The following is a 19,026-nucleotide window of genomic DNA, read 5'->3' on the forward strand; positions in this document are numbered from 1 at the left end:
CCTGTAGTGATAAGAGTACAATTAGAAAAACGTCATCACTGTGCTTCCACAGAAGACACTATGAAAAAATACTAATAGACTACCACCATACAACATAGAATCTACATTCAGATCAGAGGAGGGCGTTATTGTGAATACACCGGAGCGCGTACGCGTCGCTGTTGAAATATATGGTAATTCCTACAAGCTTGTCGGTAGCAGCACCGAATATATGAAGCAAGTAGCGAGCTATGTCAATGACCGCATGCACACTGTTGCCCAGGCTCATTCACATCTCGATACGCCTCGACTGGCTGTGCTGGCTGCTGTCCATATGGCCGAAGAGGCTATTCAATTGAATGATGTGCAAAAAAACCTGAACCGTGTATCTCAAGAGCGGACAGAGTTAAGAAATGAGCTTGCTCAGCTGCAGACCCAGCTTGGAGAGCAGCAGGAAAAGAACACTTCGCTACAAGGTAGCTACAATCAGACGAATGAGGAGAAGCAGAAGCTTCAGAAGGAGCTTGCTGACGCCCAGCAGCGTTCCGCCAAGGAGCTGCAGGAGCTACAGCGTCTCTTGAAGCAGCAGGAGCAGCGGACAGCAGAGCTGACCAAAGCCGTCGCGAATGCGGAGAGCAGAGCGGATAAAATTCGTTCGGAGACAGAGCAAGTGACGAAATCTCGCCTGAACGAGGCAGAGCAGGCATATGCCAAGCAGCTTCAGAAGGAGAAGGAGCAGCTGCGTACCGAGCTCGAAGCCAAGCATGCTCAGCAACAAGCGGATTGGGAGGCCAAATTCGCGGAACTGACCAAGCAGCTGGAGGATGACAGCAGGCAGGCTCAGGCCCAGCTTCTGCAGGAGCAGGCGCGCTTGGAAGAGTCCGAGGCATTTCAGGAGGAGATGTCGCGTGATTATGAGGCTCAGCTTCAAGACCTGCGAGATCAGCTACTGGATGTCAAAGGTGACAAGGAGCAACTCTCCAAAGAGCTTAAGGGAGTTCTGGAGAAGCTTAAAGAAGCCGAGCAGACACGTAGTCAGCTTGTGTCGAGTCTGAAGGAAGTACAGGCAAGAGAGCAACAATCCGTACAGGAACGAGAAGAGCTTCAGGTACGCTACAGCAGTTTGGAGCAGGAAATGTCAGCATTGCATCAGCAACAGGAGAAGATGGAGGAGGAGCAGCGGCGAATTCAAAAGATTCTGGAGCAGGCTCATGCCTCCAGTCGCAAGCTGCAAAGCGAGCTGGCAAACCTCCTGCAGCAGAAAAAATCTGCTGAGGAACAGGTCGAGCAGTATCAAACAGAGATTGCAGCTCTTCAGGGAGAGCTGTCTGAGCGAGAAGAGCAGCTGCTGAGGGCCACGGAGGAGCTGGCTGAGCAGCACGGAGCGCGAGTGACAGCCCTTCAGGAGGAAGTGTCGAAGCGAGAAGAGCAGCTACAAGACCAGCAGGAGCTATTGCGGCAGCTGAGGGCCGCGGAGGAGCTGGCTGAGCAGCACGGAGCGCGGGTGACAGTCCTTCAGAAGGAAGTGTCGAAGCGAGAAGAGCAGCTGCAAGACCAGCAGGAGCTATTGCAGCAGCTGAGGGCCACGGAGGAGCTGGCTGAGCAGCACGGAGCGCGGGTGGCAGTCCTTCAGGAGGAAGTGTCGAAGCGGGAAGAGCAGCTGCAGAGCCAGCAACAGAAGCTCCAGAGGGAGCAAGAACGGCAGCAACTGCTTGAACAGACAATCGCCCAACTGAATGAAGAGCTGAAGACCAGCGAGCAGCTTCTTGAGGAAGAGCAGGAGCGCTATGAGCAGCTAGTAGCAGAGCTGGATGTACGTGCAGCCGAACTGGACAAGGCGCGCTCAGCGATGGAACGATCAGCTAGTCTGCTGGAGGACTCGCAACGTTCACAAGATGAGCTTCAGACAGCCATCACTGTGCAGCAGCGGGAAATGGACGAACTGCATACACAGATGGCCCAGTTGGAAGAGCAAGTCAGCGTGTACAAGGTACAAGTGGGGCAGCTGGAGGAAGAGGCCATTGAATGGCAGGTGAGATGCGAGGAGCATCTGTCCACGATCCACGACCTGAAGGCGGAACAGGAGCAGCGGGAGCAGGAGATTAGCGCTTGGCAGCATGAGGTAGCTGCGGTATCTGAGGATAAGAGGCAACTGGAGCATGAGGCTGAGAAGGCAGAGAAAGCTCGCATGGAATTGATCAACACACGTGAAGAAGCTATCCATTCCAGAGATGCCCTGCAGCTACAGTTGTCGGAGCTAGGCGATCGTTATGAGCTTACAGCCCACCAGTTGAGATTACTTCAGGTGCAGCGAGAGCTGGAGCAGGAGCAGAACGAGAAGCTTGCAGAGGAGCATCGCCAGCTTCGGGAAGAGTATGCCAAGCTTCAAACGGAGTACAACGAATGGATTGAACTTATAGAACAGGACCAGTAGCTCCTAGGTACGAATCCATTTGTAGAAGTACTGTTATTGGGTATGAAGCTATATACAGGATTGCAAAGGAAGGCTGCATTATTCTCTGTGCAGTATGTTCCTTAAGTGCTTCAAGCTAGAGCATAGCAAAAAGGCTGCCGTCAAGCTTCATGCTTGGTCGGCAGCTTTTCTTGTCGTTCTCTTGTTGATCTTATTGATTTTGATGATCTTGATGTTCTAGTCGTTTATCCTATCCTTGCTATGTTCCGAAACTAGCTCTTACCGGTTCGTCCTGCGTCAAAGGGAGTCGCAACAGGAATGAACAGATCGATAATCCCAATGACCAAGGCAGCAAGAATGGCTCCCAATATGGAGACTTCCACGCCTCCGACGATAAACTGCGCAACATAGATCACCAGAGCGCTGACGATGAATCCAACGATGCCTCTACCGAATGGATTAACTCGTCTGCCGAACATGGCCTCGACGATCCAGCCAATAAGCGCTATGACGATCGCGAGGATTAGGGCGCTCATGAATCCGCCTACGCTAAAGCCAGGTACGATCCAGCCCACGACCATCAGCACCAGAGCGGCGACAATAAATCGAACGATATGTCCCAGAATTCTCATGTGTAACCTCCTATGGTCTTCTTGTGATACAGCATCTAGTGTGTTTCACATGTTCGAATCTTATGTGTCCAGTAACACAAATAGCGAAAGAGAGCTGGTTTCGTTATAATATGGATATAACGTTGAAGGAGTATGAATGTGAATCCGAAAATATTGCAGACAATGGAATACAGTAAAATTCTATCCGCACTCGCGGGCTACACACAGACACCGATGGGACGGCAGCGTGCTGAGGAGCTTCGCCCATTTACAGAAGTTCAATATATAGAAGCACTATTAAGGGAGACGGATGAAGCCTTTGCGGTGGACCGTCTGAAGGGAACCCCTTCATTTACCGGGGTAGTGGACATGTCACCAGCCATTAAGAGAGCACGGATCGGGGGCACCTTGAACCCTCATGAACTCTTGGGGATTCGTACAACGGTCCAGGCAGGCCGCAGAATCAGTTCATATATCAGTGCAATTCATGAAGAGCATCCGATTGGCGCATTGCTGGCAGTGAGCGAACAGCTCTCCGACCAGAAGGCGCTGGAAAATGCCATCAAGAATTGCATCGATGAGCATGCAGATGTATTAGATACAGCAAGTACCGCCTTGGGACAAATCCGTCGTGAGCTTCGATCCGGTGAAGTCCGGATTAGGGAGAAGCTGGATGCGATGATTCGTTCCTCCACGGTGTCCAAGATGCTGCAGGATCAGCTTATTACGATTCGTGGTGATCGTTTTGTCATCCCAGTCAAAGCCGAGCACCGAGCTTACTTCGGCGGGATCGTTCACGACCAATCGGGCTCTGGGGCGACCCTGTTCATTGAGCCCGAGTCTATTGTGGCGATGAATAACAAGCTTCGTGAGACGCGACTGCAGGAGGAGCGGGAGATTGAGATCATTCTCCAAAAGCTAACTGCTCTTGTAGGAGAACAGGCTGATCTGCTGTTGTATGATGCGGATATGCTGGCAAGTCTTGATTTTATGTTCGCGAAGGCCCGCCTTGCTCGTCATATGAAGGCCACCCTGCCGTTCATGAATGACCAGGGTCGTATGCGTATTCGCAGGGGACGTCACCCGTTGATTCCGCTCGAGAAGGTTGTACCGATCGATGTGGAGCTTGGGGATAGCTTTACTTCAATTATTGTGACAGGTCCGAATACCGGTGGTAAGACGGTTACTTTGAAGACAATTGGTCTGCTGAGCCTTATGGCCATGTCTGGACTATTCGTCCCGGCAGAGGATGAGAGCCAGCTGTCTGTCTTCGATGCGATCTATGCGGACATTGGGGATGAGCAGAGCATTGAACAGAATCTGAGTACCTTCTCCAGTCACATGACGAATATCATTAGTATTCTTAAGCAAATGTCTTCTCGCAGCCTGGTGCTGCTTGATGAGGTTGGTGCTGGAACCGATCCGGCAGAAGGCTCTGCGCTTGCGGTAGCTATTCTGGAGCATATTCATGCAACAGGCTGCCGAATGGTCGCGACCACGCACTACAGTGAGCTTAAGGCTTACGCCTATGATCGTGAAGGTGTAATTAATGCAAGCATGGAGTTCGATGTTGCTACCTTGAGCCCGACATACCGTCTGTTAGTAGGTGTACCTGGTCGAAGCAACGCCTTTGCCATTGCTGAGCGTCTGGGACTTCCTTCCCGTATCCTGGATTATGCTCGCGGTGAGGTGACAGAAGAGGATCAGCGCGTTGAGCATATGATTGCTTCCTTGGAGGAGAATCGCCTTGGTGCAGAGCAGGAGCGCGAGGAAGCGAGACGCTTGCGTCGGGAGCATGAAGAGCTCAAGGCCCGTTATCAACAGGAGATGGAGAAGCTTGAGGGACAGCGTGATCGCATGCTGGACAAAGCCGAGAGCGAAGCCAGAGATGTCATTGAGAAGGCGCGTAAGGAAGCGGAGCAGATCATAGGCGACCTGCGCAGAATGGCTCAAGAGGAAGGGGCTTCAGTGAAGGAGCACCGATTGATCGCGGCCCGCAAGCAGCTTGAGGAGGCAGCTCCCAAACAACGCCAGAAGAAATCTGCTGTACGCCAGGGCGGAGGGCGCAGAAGTATCCAGCCAGGGGATGAGGTTGCAGTGCATAGCCTTAACCAGAAAGGCCATGTTGTAGAGCTGTCTGGTGCGAAGGAGGCCATCGTTCAACTGGGCATCATGAAAATGAAGGTCAGTCTGGATGATCTGGAGCTGCTGGACACACCTAAACAGCCTCAGAAGACACAGCGGGCTTCGGCTGGTGTGAAGCGTACCCGGGATGAGAATGTTCGCAGTGAGCTGGATCTGCGTGGTTCAAACGTAGAGGAAGCCTTAATTGAGGTCGATCGCTTCATTGATGAGGCATTTCTAGCGAACCTTGGAATGGTCTTTATTATTCACGGGAAAGGGACGGGCGTGCTGCGAACAGGCATTCAGGATTATTTGCGCAGACATAAGCATGTGAAGTCTTTCCGTATCGGAAATTATGGCGAAGGCGGTACAGGAGTTACCGTAGCTGAGCTCAAATAGTCTGGGCTGAACGGGGGCGGCGATATTTGATGATAGATCAATTGTTATCTTACCCGCTGGGGATGATGCTGGGCTACTTTTCAGTAGCGGTACTGCAGCTGATTGTGTTTTTGTATTGTTTTGAATTGGTGACGCGGTATAAATGCTGGGATGAGATTCGAAAAGGGAATGTAGCGGTCGCTATGGCAACTGGAGGGAAAATATTCGGCATATGCAATGTGCTCAGATTCAGCATCCTTGCCAAAGCAAGTGTCTACGATGCCATGATCTGGTCAACGGTTGGTTTCTTTTTGTTGCTGGCCGCCTATTTCCTTTTTGAATTTCTGACTCCTGTATTCTCGATCGACAAGGAGATTAAGGAAGATAATCGAGCTGTAGGATTATTCGCTATGCTCATTTCGGTGTCTCTATCCTTCGTAATCGGTGCCAGTATTGTATAATCGCCCTTGAGTTGTGAAATGGATTCACGAGTAAATAATAATGACTTTGAGCTGAACGCAAGAACGGAGGAGCAATAAGATGGAAGCAACTGTATGCCCGTGGTGCCATACTGAGATCGTATGGGATGAGGAGATTGGTCCAGAGAAAGAATGTCCTTATTGCCACAATGAATTGGACGGTTATCGCACGATTAGTGTGCATTTGGATGAGGATGAGGGCGCGGAAGAGCAGGAAGCCGTTACAGAAGCGGCTGATGACGATCTGGGGTGGGATGAGGAAGGGATGTACAACGTCCCTGTTCCACATACCCTGCAGAGACTGCAGGAAGAGGGGACAGACCTTGGAGCTTATCAGGATCGTGTACAGCAGGCATTAGATGGACAGGAGGAAGTACCAGAATGTCCACAATGCAGGGAGTATATGCTGCTTACAGGCACACAGGAGGTAACTGCGGATACCTTCAAGCCTGCAATACCAGCTTCACTTGGGAAGTCTGTTATGCAGCCTCCTTTTCACATGAATGTCTATGTGTGCACTAGCTGCTTCCACATTCAACACGCTTTGGCAGAGAATGATCGTGTACGCATGATTAAACATCTCGCGGCAGGAGACAACCAGTAATATTGGATGGACACAGGACTATGATTGGTTAAGAATACTTCAATTGCAAGCACAAAAGCATGTAGCGGCAGCTCAATCAGAAAATGATGAGAGCTGTCGTTTTTTGCAGTGTTTCAAAAAAATCTGACAATATGGAAGGACATGTTTTGCTGAATTAGGGGTATCTTAAAGCTGAGCGGCATCTAACGGCAGCAGCTATTGGATAGGGGGAACCATATGAGGACTAACCTCAACTTACAGTCTATTCTGCTGCTTGGCATGAATGGGCTGTTTGTATTTGCCGGAGCTTTATCGGGTACTTTTTTGAACGTGTATCTATGGAAGGCGAAGCAGGATTATATCATGATTGGCTGGTTCACCGTCAGTCAGCAGTTGGCCCTTGGATTAACTTTTTGGCTGGCAGGAAAATGGGTCAAAGAGCACAATAAGATGAACGCCTTGCGACTAGGTACGGCGCTGTCAGGGTTGTTCTATCTGGTGATCCTGTGGCTAGGGCCCAAGTCCATCGATTATATCTGGCCTTTGGGGATCCTTCTTGGTGCTGCGCTCGGGTTGTTCTGGTTGGCATTCAACGTGGTGTATTTCGAGGTAACGGATCGCGATAGTCGTGATAAATTCAATGGATGGGTAGGGCTGCTTGGTTCCTTTGCCGGGATTGTCGGTCCTTTACTGTCAGCATGGATAATAGCCAAAATGTCCGATGATGCTGGTTACCGGGTGATTTTCACAATCTCCCTGGGTATCTATGTTGGTGGTGTCGTACTGAGCTTTTTCTTGAAAAAACGCAAAGTCGAAGGGACGTATCATTGGCTGGAGCCCGTTCATCGCTTGCGAGGAGAGAAGAGCTGGAGATGGCTTTCCTTGGGGCTCGTCGCACAGGGTGTGCGTGAAGGTGTATATTCGTTTTTGTTCATCCTGATGGTCTATGTCGTCACGAATCAGGAATGGAAGCTGGGGCAATTCTCGTTAATTACCTCGGCGGTATCCTTGTTCAGCTTCTGGGCAGTCGGCAAATGGCTGAAGCCGCGATTTCGAACGTCGGGAATGCTGCTCGGCGCTGTATTGCTGGTGGCTGTTATGTGCCCATTACTGTGGAAAATGAACTACACAATACTACTGCTCGCTGGAGCTGGAACGGCATTGTTCATTCCGCTGTATATCATCCCCATGATCTCCTTAGGCTTCGATCTCATGGCGGCATCGGGGGAGGATGTCAAGCTGCGGGTAGAATTGGTCGTCCTGCGTGAGCTGAGCCTGATGACGGGGCGCTTGGTCGGTACACTGATATTTATCGGTGTGTTGTCACTCAGTCAAGCTCCACAAGTGATCATCTGGCTGCTGATTGGCCTTGGAACAGCTCCAGTCTTAGGGTGGCTGTGCATACGTCCGGTGCTGCAGTCTGCAGGCTGGCAGTCGAAGCCTGATGCTTGATGCATCAGGCTCGTTGCAACACATTCTCTTATGTAGATCTCATGGGGGGCTATGGTGCGGTGATGGCTTGGTTGTACGGGTCAGCGAGAAGAGCTCCAGTTCAGGACGTGATGTCCCGGTGATCTCATCAGTAAGCAGCTGTGCAGCCATCATACTCGTCACAGCACCATTCCCACCATATCCCTCCAGGAAATAGCAATGTGGGAAACGAGGATGACCCCCTATATAAGGCAAGCCATCATGCGTAGTGCCAAAGACGGCCCCCCATGCATAATCAATCTGCAAATCTTGCCTCGGAAAGTGTTCTTGCAGACGCTCCAGCAGGACCTTTTGTTGATGAACGATACGCCGTTCGCGTTCCTCGGGTATGAGCACATCTTCATCGAGGCCTCCACAAATGATTCGATTATCTACCGTGGTGCGCATGTACAGATAGGGCCTAGCTGTCTCCCAGATCAGGCAGCGTTCATACCAGTCATCCAGATTGTTGACAGGCTTCGTCACGATGGCGTAAGAGCTCTCCAGCACTGCCCCTGCATCACGTTTGATTTCTTGTGTCTCATACCCTGTGGAGAAGACAACCCGCTGTGCACGGATTCGACCGTCAGGAGTGTGGCAGAGAACGCCATCCTCCAGAAATTCCAATCGCTTGGCCTCGGTATTCTCATATATACGTAGACCTTTCTCTACAGCCGATTGAAGTAGACCCAGCGCGAAGCGGAACGGGTTCACCTCGGCATCCCCGCTCGTGTACAAAGCTGCAGGCTTCGTGAAAGGTAGACGATGGCTTATATCTTGGGCGTTCCAATAATCTACAGGGAAATCATGTGCTCTGAGATGCTCATATTCCGTCTGCAGCTTGGACATATCCTCCGGTGTACTAGCGTAATATAAGCTGCTGCGTCGGATGAACTTCGGGTCTGTCGGGATATTTTTGCTTAGCATCTCCAGCTGCTCCAGCGACTGCTGACACATTTTATAGAATAGTACCCCGTTCTCTTCTCCGAAAGTGTTCATGAATGAAGTCAACGACTTGTCATTGCTGTATTGTAATAGCCCTGTGTTAGCAGAGGAGCTTCCGTGAGCCACCTTTCTCTTGTCGATCAGCACGGTGTCCACTTGCCGATCTGTGAGCAGTCGGGAGATCAACGAGCCGCCCATACCGCCACCTATGATTAATACATCACAGCTAATATCTTCGGTTAACGGAGAATGCTGCGAGGTTTTACCTACAGTTGTTGGCCAATATAAACGTCCATTCGTTAAGATCATCTCCATCGTCCCTTCAAAAAAATATATAAGAACAGCTTGTTAATTGCTTTTTTGTATTGTTCAGAAAAGGTCATTATTTCTGTTGTGTCATAAAATTCGTAGTATAGGACAATCTAACTAGCGATGAAGTTACTGGACTGATCTGCCTGACTACATATCAGATTTGGGCCTGCCTGAGCGATTGTGCGGTGGGCACTTGCTCGTATAGATATACAGGCGGCTTGGTCCAGCAAACATCTACATGATGAAGGAGGACATACCATGCAATCCATGCAAATGCAGCCTTTAACCACGAAAGAACTGGAGTACATTATGGATTCCATTTCCAATGAGGAGCTACTGTTGAAGCAGTGCACAGCTACAGCGGCCTCCAGCCAGCAGCCAGCCATTCAGCAAGCTTGCATGCAGTTCGCACGAACTCATGAGCAGCACCTGAACATGCTGATCCAGGCTCTGCATCAGCATCAGCAGCTGGCTCCTACCCAGCCCCAATAACGATTCGAGAGTCTATCTGTCAGCAGCCTGGCTCATTAAGCTTTACGACATCCACTCAGCATGCAGCCTAGGGTCATTCGTCCCTAAGCTCGAACAATTGATCAAGGAGGGAACACGTTCATGTATTCCAATCAAAACACTAGTTCATTTATGCCCGAAGAGGATTTGCTGTATACCATCCTGGCCGATCTGAAGCGCACATCCCGAGAGTATACGACGGCCACGACAGAATCTGCATGTCCTACCGTTCGTCAGCTATTCAACGATCTGACTGGTGCCACACTTCGGCAGCAAGGAGATCTCTTCCGTCTCATGCAGCAAAATCAGATGTATACATTGGGCGGAAAAGCGCTTCGTCAGGAAATGGACAAGCAGATCCAGGAGGCGCACAAGACTCAGCAAAAATGCCAGCAATTCATGCAACAAAAGCAGGCTTCCACTAGTGGCATGTACGGTCAAGCTCAGCAACAGGGGCACTACGGCCATACAAGCAATTCTTATTATATGTAAACGAGTGTAGTTGCCTTTGAAGCAGTGATACTTGTGACCGCCTGTATCCTTATTATGGAGCAGGCGGTTTTTTTTGCTTTGTAATTATTGTTATCTATGATTACTCTAAAGGATTTCTCACAAATGCTTGCTTTGCATAGCTAATGAATTATTGTAATATGAATATTAATCTCTTTTCGTGGAGGCTTATACATGACACAGGTGAATGAATTAAAGCTGAGAATTATGGATCTCTTGAAGGAAGATGCGAGAAGGACCCCTTCACTGCTTGCAACCATGCTGGGTGCAACGGAGGAGGAGGTCAAATCCGCCATTCAAGAGCTTGAAGATGAGCATGTCATTGTTAAATACGCAGCAGTGGTCAACTGGGACAAGGTGGACGACGAGAAGGTAACAGCCTTGATCGAGGTTCAAATTACACCAGAGCGTGGCAGAGGGTTCGAAGGAATTGCCGAGCGAATCTATTTGTATCCACAAGTGAAATCTGTCTATTTAATGTCAGGAGCCTATGATCTGCTTGTGGAAGTGGAGGGTCGCAATTTGCGTGAGGTTGCAAATTTTGTGTCCGAGAAGCTCTCCCCAATTGATTCAGTACTATCTACCAAGACGAATTTCACATTGAAAAAATACAAGCAGGACGGCATTATCTTCGAAGACAAGGAAGAAGATAAGCGCCTGAAGATTTCACCATAAGAAAGAAGGATATCCTATGACTCTCAAACAGCAGCAGGAATCTGTCACACATAGCAAACCAATGAGCTCTTATCTGGCGCCACAGGTCCGTGATATCCCGCCTTCAGGCATTCGCAAATTTTTTGATCTCGTAGGCACCAATAAAAATATTATCACACTGGGTGTCGGTGAACCGGATTTCGTTACGCCATGGCATGTAAGGGAAGCGTGTGTATATTCACTGGAGCGGGGCTTCACGAGCTACACCTCCAATGCAGGGACACCAGAGCTCCGCGAGGCGATCAGCGATTATCTGGATGAGCGGTTTTCTGTACGCTATGATGCGAAGAATGAGATAATAGTAACGGTAGGGGGAAGCGAAGCCATTGATCTGGCCCTTCGTGCCCTTATTACCCCAGGGGATGAGATTCTCATTCCTGAGCCTAGCTATATTTCCTATTCTCCTATTGCTTATATTGGCGGAGGCGTGCCTGTCGGCATCGAGATGTTCGCTGATAATAACTTCAAGCTGACGGCTGAAGCACTGGAGGCCAAGATCACACCTCGCTCGAAGGTGCTCATTCTGTGCTATCCGAGCAATCCGACTGGAGGAACGATGACCTATGAGGATTGGCTGCCGATCGCCGAGGTTGTGAAGAAGCATGATTTGATTGTGATCTCGGATGAAATCTATGCCGAGCTTACCTATGGTCAGAATCATTCGAGCTTTGCCTCTGTTCCTGGCATGAAGGACCGTACCATTCTGGTGAGTGGCTTCTCCAAAGCCTTCGCTATGACAGGCTGGAGAGTGGGCTACACCTGCGGACATCCGGAGCTGATTTCGGCGATGCTGAAAATTCATCAGTATACCGTCATGTGTGCTTCGTCCATGGGACAGGTAGCCGCCCTTGAAGCATTGCGCAACGGTAAAGAGGAGAAGGAGCGCATGGTCGATTCCTATAATCAGCGCCGTCGATTAATGGTGCAAGGGCTAAAGGATATCGGTCTCGATTGCCATGAACCACAAGGAGCGTTTTATGTCTTTCCGAGCATTCAGTCTACCGGCCTGAGCTCCGATGAATTCGCCCAGAGACTTCTCGCAGAAGGCAATGTGGCTGCCGTGCCAGGGAATGTATTTGGATTGGGCGGAGAAGGCTACCTTCGCTGCTCTTATGCGACTTCAGTAGCACAATTGACCGAGGCACTCGATCGAATCGGACAATTTGTGTATAAAGTTAAAAAAGAAGGATAAGAAGTTTGAAAAATTTACAAAATATGCTTTTCATTTTTGGAATATGTGTTATAATTTGTAATCGTTAAGGGAAGATCATTTCAAGGAGGAATGTTTTTGATTTGCGTCGAACAACAACAGCCTAAGTCAGTCGCAAGCAGCATTTCTCTGGAAGACGAAATACTGTACCTGCGCGATGAAATGGTGAGGATGTTCCAACAGGAGGAGTCACTTACTTCTGATTTGGTAGTCGAGATCAGTTGTCAGCTGGATCTGAAGATCAATGAATATATGAAATCATATTATGTGAAGAAGAGCTTTAAGTCATTGCACTCTGGGTGATTTAAGCTTGAATTGGGGGACCCTTCGGGGTCTTCTTTTGTTGTACCCTTCACTTGTGCTATATTGAAAGAATGAATGGGAGGGCTGGAATTAGATGAGAATGATGCGGTTGGTGCTTGGGGTATTTGCTATTATTTTGCTGGCAGGCTGTGGAGCAAAGGAGGATACATTCTCCATATTTATTATTGATAACCAAGGAGACCCTGGCCAGATCCAGGATCAGATGCAGCAGTTGCTACAGGAGAAGCTGGGGGAAGAGGGAACCAAGATCGAGGTGGCTGCGAGTCCAATTTATGATAGGCAGAAGCTGTTAATTGAATACGTTGCGGGTGAGCATGACCTGTTCATTCTACCGGAAGAGGATATGAAGATAAATGGAAATCAAGGTGGCAATCTACCTCTTGATGAATATTTTGATGCAGATACGTACAAGAACGGTGTTTTTGAAGGCGGTGTCTTCAAGCCGGTGAACCGGGATGGCAAGGAAGTGGAGGATATCGTGCAGGAGACGCATCTGTATGGAATTCCGGCAGCAGAGACGGCGTTATTTCAGGATTTAAAGTATACTTCTCCTAATTTGTTCGTGACGGTTCCGCCTAGAACCTCCAATATTGATGAAGCAATCAAAGTAATAAAGGCTATCGTGGAATAAGGGCAATGAAGAGATAAGTGCTGAAGGAGAGGATAGACAGTGGGAGTATATACACGTACAGGTGATGAAGGACAGACCTCGGTGATCGGAGGACGAGTCCGCAAGGATGATGATCGCGTCGAGGCTTATGGCACGATAGACGAATTGAACAGCTTTGTGGGACAGGCTATTAGCTTTGCTGAAGGCGAGCTGTTCCAGGATGTGCGTGAGCAGCTGCAGGAAATCCAGCAGGAGCTGTTCGATTGCGGGTCTGATCTGGCGTTCGTCAAGCTGAATGAGAGCAAGTACAAGGTGAAGGACGAAATGTCGGCACGGCTGGAGCAATGGATTGACCGCTGTGAGGAGGAGAATCCGAAGGTCGAGCGTTTTATCATTCCTGGTGGGAGTCAGCTCTCATCGACGCTGCATGTGTGCAGAACAGTGTGTCGCCGTGCGGAACGTCGCGCAGTTACACTAGGAGCGCATACCGATATTAATCCGGCTGTAAGAATGTATCTAAATCGGCTATCCGATTATTTCTTCGTACTAGCGCGTACTGCCAATGTACGGCTTGGTGTTCCCGATGTGGAGTACTTGCGGAGCAAAAAGGTGTTCGGGAGAAAAAAATGACACTGTATTACAAGCCAATTGAATATATAATATCCCCGGAGGAGGATGGACTACTGCTCAAGACGATTTTACAGAAGCGTATGGGCGTATCCCGCAAGCTCCTCTCCCGTCTCAAGCTGACGGAGCAGGGGATTATGCTGAATGGAGAGCGGGTATACATCAGTGTGCGTGTATCTACGGGGGATCTCATTCAGCTTCGGATGGAGCAGGAGGTATCAGAGGACATTTTGCCTGAGCCCATACCGTTCGACATTTTGTACGAGGATGAGCATTTGCTGGTTGTGAACAAGGCTGCGGGTCTGATCGTGCATCCGACGCATGGTCACTACACGGGGACACTGGCTAATGGAATTGTTCACTACTGGCGTGAACAGGGGCTTGCTTACCGCTTCAGACCGGTTCATCGGCTTGATCAGGAGACGAGCGGGGCGCTTGCGATTGCGAAGAATCCTTATGTGCACCAGCATATCTCGGAGCAGATGATTGCAGGCACAGTAGATAAGCTGTATACAGCGTTCGTGCATGGCAGCCCGCCGCATCCCACCGGAATGCTGGACGGGCCTATTGATCGTGATCCGGAGGAGCCGCATCGACGCATCGTTACGCCAACAGGCTATCCGGCGCTGACCAAATATCAGGTGGAGCAGCAGTGGGCGGCAGCGTGCAAGGTATCTCTGAAGCTGGAGAGTGGCCGTACACATCAGATTCGAGTGCATATGACGCATCTGGGGTGCTCGCTGATTGGAGACAAGATGTACAAGCACAGGCCAATGGCTGCCGATTCACCGGAGAGCTTGGCGTTCGAGGTTCTGGACATGCGCATCAAGAGACATGCACTGCATGCCTCCAAGCTGGTACTGGACCATCCGATTACCCGAGAGCGACTCGTATTCCAGGCACCGTTACCCGAGGACATGGCAAGCCTGGAACGGTATTTGAATAGTAATAGTAAAGATTAAATGGGTCTGTTGAAGGCCCCGATCAGCGATGGAATGTAACTGGAGGGATATCATGAGTAACTTGATCGTCTATCAATATGATAAATGCGGGACCTGTCGAAAGGCAGTCAAATGGTTGAAGGAGCAGGATCACGAGCTGGAGCTTCGCCCTATTTTTGACCAACCGCCAAATGTCGAGGAGTTAGCTCTGCTCGTTGCCAATAGCGGTCTGGAGCTTAAGAAGTTCTTCAACACGAGTGGAGAGGTCTACAAGGAGCTTCAGCTGAAGGACAAGCTACCTGGCATGAGCCGGGAAGAGCAGCTGGCCTTGCTTGCCTCTAATGGAAGGCTGATCAAGAGGCCGATCGTCACAGATGGAGACCAGGTTACGGTGGGCTTCAAGGAGGAAGCCTTCACCGAGGTATGGAGCAAGGCATAGTTCGAGCTATAAGGCTGTAGTCGCCTGCTGACCAGATTGACTAGCCTGATTATGCTATATGCTGCAAGCCGAGTGCATTTACCGGGTGCATTTACCGGGTGCATTTACTGGAAGTCACGCCGTTCTTATACGAGGTATGCTATACTTGGATGAAATATTACACGAATAGGAGCGGAACGAGAAGTGAAGCAACAGCAATCCGTAATGCTCGTAGATGGTATGGCACTACTGTTTCGTGCCTACTACGCGACAGCCTCTAGCGGTTATATCCGCAGAACCCGTGATGGGGTGCCTACGAATGCCGTTTACGGCTTTATACGTTATTTTTGGGATGCGGTTCAGACCTATGAACCTTCACATGTGGTCTGCTGCTGGGACATGGAAGGACAGACCTTTCGTGGAGAGCAGTTCACAGCATACAAAGGCAATCGACCTTCGGCCCCAGAGGATCTGATCCCCCAATTCAGCCTGATTCGCGAGGTAGTGGACAGTCTGGGTATTCCCAATATCAGCGCGGCGGGCTATGAAGCCGATGACTGTATTGGCACCTTGGCGAAGCACTACAGTGGAGAAGAAGGAATAAATGTACTGATTCTCTCAGGGGATCATGATTTGCTACAGCTGGTGGATGATCGTGTCTCTGTCATTATTATGAAAAAGGGACACGGCAATTACAAGCTCTATACCCCGGATTCCCTATTAGAGGAGAAGGGGCTTCAGCCACAGCAAATTATTGATCTGAAAGGACTCATGGGCGATACCAGTGATAATTATCCTGGTGTCCGCGGGATTGGTGAGAAGACCGCGCTGAAGCTCGTACAGGAATTTGGCACGATTGATGTCCTGTTAAGCCGCCTTAATGAGCTGACTCCCTCAGTCCGAAAGAAGATCGAGAGCGATCTGGAGATGCTACATCTCTCACGGACATTGGCACGGATTCACTGTGAGGTACCTGTTGCTTGCTCACTGGATAGCAGTGTACTTCAGCTTGATCCGGCACTGGTGCTTGAGAAGTTCGAACAGCTGGAAATGAAGAGCCTCTGCAGCTTGATGGGCGTGGCTGTAGGTTCATAGGGAGGGATGCATGTGACTGAGCTTGATGCTAAAGTCATGTCGGTGAATGTGAGCATGCCATCACCGCTGCAGTATGGTGGCAAGCAGATACTAAGCGGCATTCATAAGAAGCCGGTACAGCATTCAGTAATGCTTACTCGTACTGGTGTTGCGGGAGATGGTCAGGCGGATCTCATTAACCATGGAGGTCCTGATAAGGCTGTATGCATCTACGATATCGACCGTTACCCCTTATTCGAGCAAGAGATGGGGCGACAGCTTACCTTTGGTGCCTTCGGAGAGAATTTGTCTCTTCAGGGGGCCTTAGAGGACGATGTCTATATTGGAGATATTTTCAGCATTGGGCAAGCCGTAGTTCAGGTAAGTCAGCCAAGGCAGCCTTGCTTCAAGCTGGCGGCTCGGTATGATTGGAAGGAGCTCCCGCTTCGCTTTCAATCGACCGGGTATACCGGCTATTATTTCAGAGTGCTGGAGGAAGGCGAGGTCGCACAGGGAGATTCACTAGAGCTACTGGAGCGGCCTCAGCATCCATTTACCGTAATGAGGGCGAACCGGGTCAAGTATCATGAGAAGAATGATCTTGAGCAGGCCAGAGCGCTGATGGAACTGGATGCCTTGTCAAGCAGCTGGAAGGATTCATTGTACAAGCGAGTAGCAGGGGAAGGGGAACGATAGAATGAAGGTATTGGGAGCCATTGAAGCAGGCGGTACCAAATTTGTATGTGGAATTGGAAATGAACAGGGCGAGGTGCTGGAACGGGTTAGCTTTCCGACGACTACACCGGAAGAGACGATGAAGCTGGTCGTTGATTATTTTACGGGAAAACAGGTCGAAGCCATCGGTGTCGGCTCCTTTGGTCCGATCGACCCGATTGTGGGCAGTCATACATATGGTTACATTACTACGACTCCGAAGCCGCATTGGGGAAATTACAATCTGATCGGCAAGCTGAAGGAGCACTTTGACGTGCCGATGAATTTCGATACCGATGTTAACGGTGCGGCTCTAGGTGAGTCGACTTGGGGAGCAGCCAAGGGCACGGACAACTGTATCTACATTACGGTTGGTACGGGAATCGGTGTAGGTGCTGTAGTCGGCGGCAAAATACTGCATGGTCTGTCGCACCCGGAAATGGGACATATTGTCGTGCGCCGTCATCCGGATGACTCCTATGAGGGAACTTGTCCGTACCATAAGGATTGTCTGGAGGGACTGGCAGCTGGCCCGTCGCTTGGCAGACGTTGGAATGTGCAGGGAGCGGAACTGTCTGCAGATCACCCTGCCTGGGAGATGGAAGCCTATTACCTGGCACAGGCATTGATGAATTATGTACTTATTTTGTCACCACAAAAGATTATTATGGGTGGTGGCGTGATGAAGCAGGAGCAGCTGTTCCCGCTCATCCGCACCAAGCTGCAGGAGCTGTTGAACGGATATGTACAGCATGCAGCACTGACTACGGATATTGATCAGTATATCGTACCTCCAGGCCTTGGCGACAACGCTGGACTGGCCGGAGCATTGGCTCTGGCAAATCTTGCACGCTAACGTTTGACGATTGGACATGAACAGAGTATTATTACAGTAACAGAACAGCACGGAATGATAAGGGAAGCACCTTTCTTGCCAATGGCAGGGGAGGTGCTTTTTTTGTGCTTATCTGTATATATTTTGATGTGGAACAGGAGGAACGAACGACATGGAGATTGTATTCTTGAACAGGCTGCACAAGGACGATGGCCAAGAGGCGGAAGCATTCGCCCAGATCTGGATCGGGGAGCAGGACGGACTATGGAGTACGGGCTGGAGTGAGGATACGGGAGAGGAGCGAAACGAAATCTGGTATGAGGGTGGAAATTGGTCAGAGCTGCTATGCATCTACCGGTATCAGCTTGCGCAGAAGCTGTCAGCTGGATATCGACCTTTGCTAGAGGGGGTTTTTCATGAGCATGATGATAGTAGCGGACGTGTCAAAGGGATTCAGCAGCTGTATTGCTATAGTGAGCTGCATAGTAATGAACAGCTATACGCAGAGCTAGTTGCTTGGCGGCGTAGCCGATCTGCACGTGATCAACGTGCCCCCTATATGATTGCTGGCAACCGTCTGTTACGATTGATCAGCGCATTTGTCCCGAGAACGGATTCTGAGCTATTAGAGCTACCAGGGATGGGAGATAGCAAGCTGGTGACCTATGGCAAAGAAATTCTGGAGCTGACGGCTCGTGCGGAGCAGCCGCGATCATTTCCACTGGACTGGGTTCAGGAGGAACTGGATCCGCAGCTATTCGTGAATTGGAGCTACAAGCAGAAGGAGCTTAAATATAAATTGGAGCTGGATCAATTCAACCAACGAAGATGCGTGCTACAAGGCATAGCTGATGGTCAGGGACTGGAGAAGCTCGGGCAGAGCACGGGCTTGCCAAGGCGTGAACTGTTGGATTTGCTAGAGGAGCTGGCACGTGACGGCTGTAATCTGGAGCCATTGATCATGCAGGAGCTGACACCGATGTCTGAGGATGAGCAGCATGCCGTCTGGTCAGCCTACGAAGAGCTGGGGGATCAATACCTCAAGCCCGTATTGCATAAAGTATATGGGACCGAGCAGCATGCTGAGGTGCGTAATAGTGATCGTTATGAGCGATTGCGTCTGATTCGGATTCGGTACAGGAGAACTGACCGACCGATCGTAGCTTGCCAATGAATGAATCAAGCGTGATCAACTAAATAAAAAGGACGGATTCAGCTAGAGCAGCTGTCCGTCCTGTATCGTTT

The 19,026-nt window shown here is 50.0% G+C and carries 20 protein-coding genes; 18 read left to right on the forward strand and 2 right to left on the reverse strand.

From position 1 onward, the window contains the following. Positions 1-130 precede the first annotated feature (130 nt). Positions 131-2,413: a cell division protein ZapA gene (gene zapA / locus D328_RS29790; RefSeq protein ID WP_018887812.1), complete on the forward strand. Its 2,283-nt coding sequence runs from the start codon at positions 131-133 to the stop codon at positions 2,411-2,413. A 251-nt stretch (positions 2,414-2,664) separates the two neighbouring features. Here the strand turns inward: zapA and D328_RS0125155 are convergent, their stop codons facing one another. Then, positions 2,665-3,024: a phage holin family protein gene (locus D328_RS0125155; protein WP_018887814.1), complete on the reverse strand. Its 360-nt coding sequence runs from the start codon at positions 3,022-3,024 to the stop codon at positions 2,665-2,667. A 138-nt stretch (positions 3,025-3,162) separates the two neighbouring features. Between D328_RS0125155 and D328_RS0125160 the strand changes: the two genes are divergently transcribed. The 4 genes from D328_RS0125160 to D328_RS0125175 all read left to right on the forward strand — a co-directional run bounded on the left by D328_RS0125160 (position 3,163) and on the right by D328_RS0125175 (position 8,019). Then, positions 3,163-5,526 (forward strand): endonuclease MutS2, encoded by a 2,364-nt coding sequence (locus D328_RS0125160; protein WP_018887815.1) that lies wholly within the window; start codon positions 3,163-3,165, stop codon positions 5,524-5,526. Positions 5,527-5,552: 26 nt separating this feature from the next. Further along, positions 5,553-5,966 (forward strand): DUF350 domain-containing protein, encoded by a 414-nt coding sequence (locus D328_RS0125165; RefSeq protein WP_025680887.1) that lies wholly within the window; start codon positions 5,553-5,555, stop codon positions 5,964-5,966. A gap of 79 nt (positions 5,967-6,045) precedes the next feature. After that, positions 6,046-6,588: a hypothetical protein gene (locus D328_RS0125170; RefSeq protein WP_018887817.1), complete on the forward strand. Its 543-nt coding sequence runs from the start codon at positions 6,046-6,048 to the stop codon at positions 6,586-6,588. Between the two features lie 216 nt (positions 6,589-6,804). After that, positions 6,805-8,019, forward strand: coding sequence for an MFS transporter (locus D328_RS0125175; protein WP_018887818.1), 1,215 nt, complete (start codon positions 6,805-6,807; stop codon positions 8,017-8,019). A gap of 39 nt (positions 8,020-8,058) precedes the next feature. Here D328_RS0125175 and D328_RS0125180 read toward each other — a convergent pair whose 3' ends face one another. Continuing rightward, a complete protein-coding gene (locus tag D328_RS0125180; protein ID WP_026281372.1) occupies positions 8,059-9,291 on the reverse strand; it encodes an NAD(P)/FAD-dependent oxidoreductase in 1,233 nt (410 codons plus the stop codon). Positions 9,292-9,552: 261 nt separating this feature from the next. Here D328_RS0125180 and D328_RS0125185 point away from each other — a divergent pair, with 261 nt between their 5' ends. The 13 genes from D328_RS0125185 to D328_RS0125245 all read left to right on the forward strand — a co-directional run bounded on the left by D328_RS0125185 (position 9,553) and on the right by D328_RS0125245 (position 18,955). Further along, the gene (locus D328_RS0125185) at positions 9,553-9,786 is read left to right on the forward strand and encodes a hypothetical protein (RefSeq protein ID WP_018887820.1); all 234 of its coding nucleotides are present in this window, start codon (positions 9,553-9,555) and stop codon (positions 9,784-9,786) included. Positions 9,787-9,906: 120 nt separating this feature from the next. Further along, a complete protein-coding gene (locus D328_RS0125190; RefSeq protein WP_018887821.1) occupies positions 9,907-10,296 on the forward strand; it encodes a spore coat protein in 390 nt (129 codons plus the stop codon). Positions 10,297-10,488: 192 nt separating this feature from the next. Continuing rightward, entirely contained in the window at positions 10,489-10,989 is a 501-nt protein-coding gene (locus tag D328_RS0125195; RefSeq protein ID WP_018887822.1) for an Lrp/AsnC family transcriptional regulator, read from the forward strand. A gap of 16 nt (positions 10,990-11,005) precedes the next feature. After that, on the forward strand, positions 11,006-12,220 hold the full coding sequence (locus D328_RS0125200) for an aminotransferase class I/II-fold pyridoxal phosphate-dependent enzyme (RefSeq protein ID WP_018887823.1): 1,215 nt from the start codon (positions 11,006-11,008) through the stop codon (positions 12,218-12,220). 90 nt (positions 12,221-12,310) lie between these two features. After that, complete coding sequence (locus tag D328_RS0125205; RefSeq protein WP_033413710.1) at positions 12,311-12,541, forward strand: aspartyl-phosphate phosphatase Spo0E family protein; 231 nt, start codon at positions 12,311-12,313, stop codon at positions 12,539-12,541. Positions 12,542-12,635: 94 nt separating this feature from the next. Next, a complete protein-coding gene (locus tag D328_RS0125210; protein ID WP_018887825.1) occupies positions 12,636-13,193 on the forward strand; it encodes a hypothetical protein in 558 nt (185 codons plus the stop codon). Between the two features lie 39 nt (positions 13,194-13,232). Continuing rightward, complete coding sequence (locus D328_RS0125215) at positions 13,233-13,802, forward strand: cob(I)yrinic acid a,c-diamide adenosyltransferase (RefSeq protein ID WP_018887826.1); 570 nt, start codon at positions 13,233-13,235, stop codon at positions 13,800-13,802. Then, a complete protein-coding gene (locus tag D328_RS0125220) occupies positions 13,799-14,761 on the forward strand; it encodes an RluA family pseudouridine synthase (protein ID WP_018887827.1) in 963 nt (320 codons plus the stop codon). The genes D328_RS0125215 and D328_RS0125220 overlap by 4 nt, the downstream gene beginning before the upstream one ends. 52 nt (positions 14,762-14,813) lie before the next feature. Further along, positions 14,814-15,179, forward strand: a complete 366-nt coding sequence (locus D328_RS0125225; protein WP_018887828.1) for an arsenate reductase family protein — start codon at positions 14,814-14,816, stop codon at positions 15,177-15,179. A gap of 204 nt (positions 15,180-15,383) precedes the next feature. Then, on the forward strand, positions 15,384-16,253 hold the full coding sequence (locus D328_RS0125230) for a 5'-3' exonuclease (RefSeq protein ID WP_033413713.1): 870 nt from the start codon (positions 15,384-15,386) through the stop codon (positions 16,251-16,253). Positions 16,254-16,259: 6 nt separating this feature from the next. After that, the gene (locus D328_RS0125235) at positions 16,260-16,928 is read left to right on the forward strand and encodes an MOSC domain-containing protein (protein ID WP_033413711.1); all 669 of its coding nucleotides are present in this window, start codon (positions 16,260-16,262) and stop codon (positions 16,926-16,928) included. Between the two features lies 1 nt (position 16,929). Continuing rightward, the gene (locus tag D328_RS0125240; RefSeq protein ID WP_018887831.1) at positions 16,930-17,802 is read left to right on the forward strand and encodes an ROK family protein; all 873 of its coding nucleotides are present in this window, start codon (positions 16,930-16,932) and stop codon (positions 17,800-17,802) included. Positions 17,803-17,953: 151 nt separating this feature from the next. Further along, on the forward strand, positions 17,954-18,955 hold the full coding sequence (locus D328_RS0125245; RefSeq protein WP_018887832.1) for an HRDC domain-containing protein: 1,002 nt from the start codon (positions 17,954-17,956) through the stop codon (positions 18,953-18,955). Positions 18,956-19,026 lie beyond the last annotated feature (71 nt).

Origin of the sequence: Paenibacillus massiliensis 2301065 = DSM 16942 (assembly GCF_000377505.1) — a bacterium.
GTDB lineage: Bacteria > Bacillota > Bacilli > Paenibacillales > Paenibacillaceae > Paenibacillus > Paenibacillus massiliensis.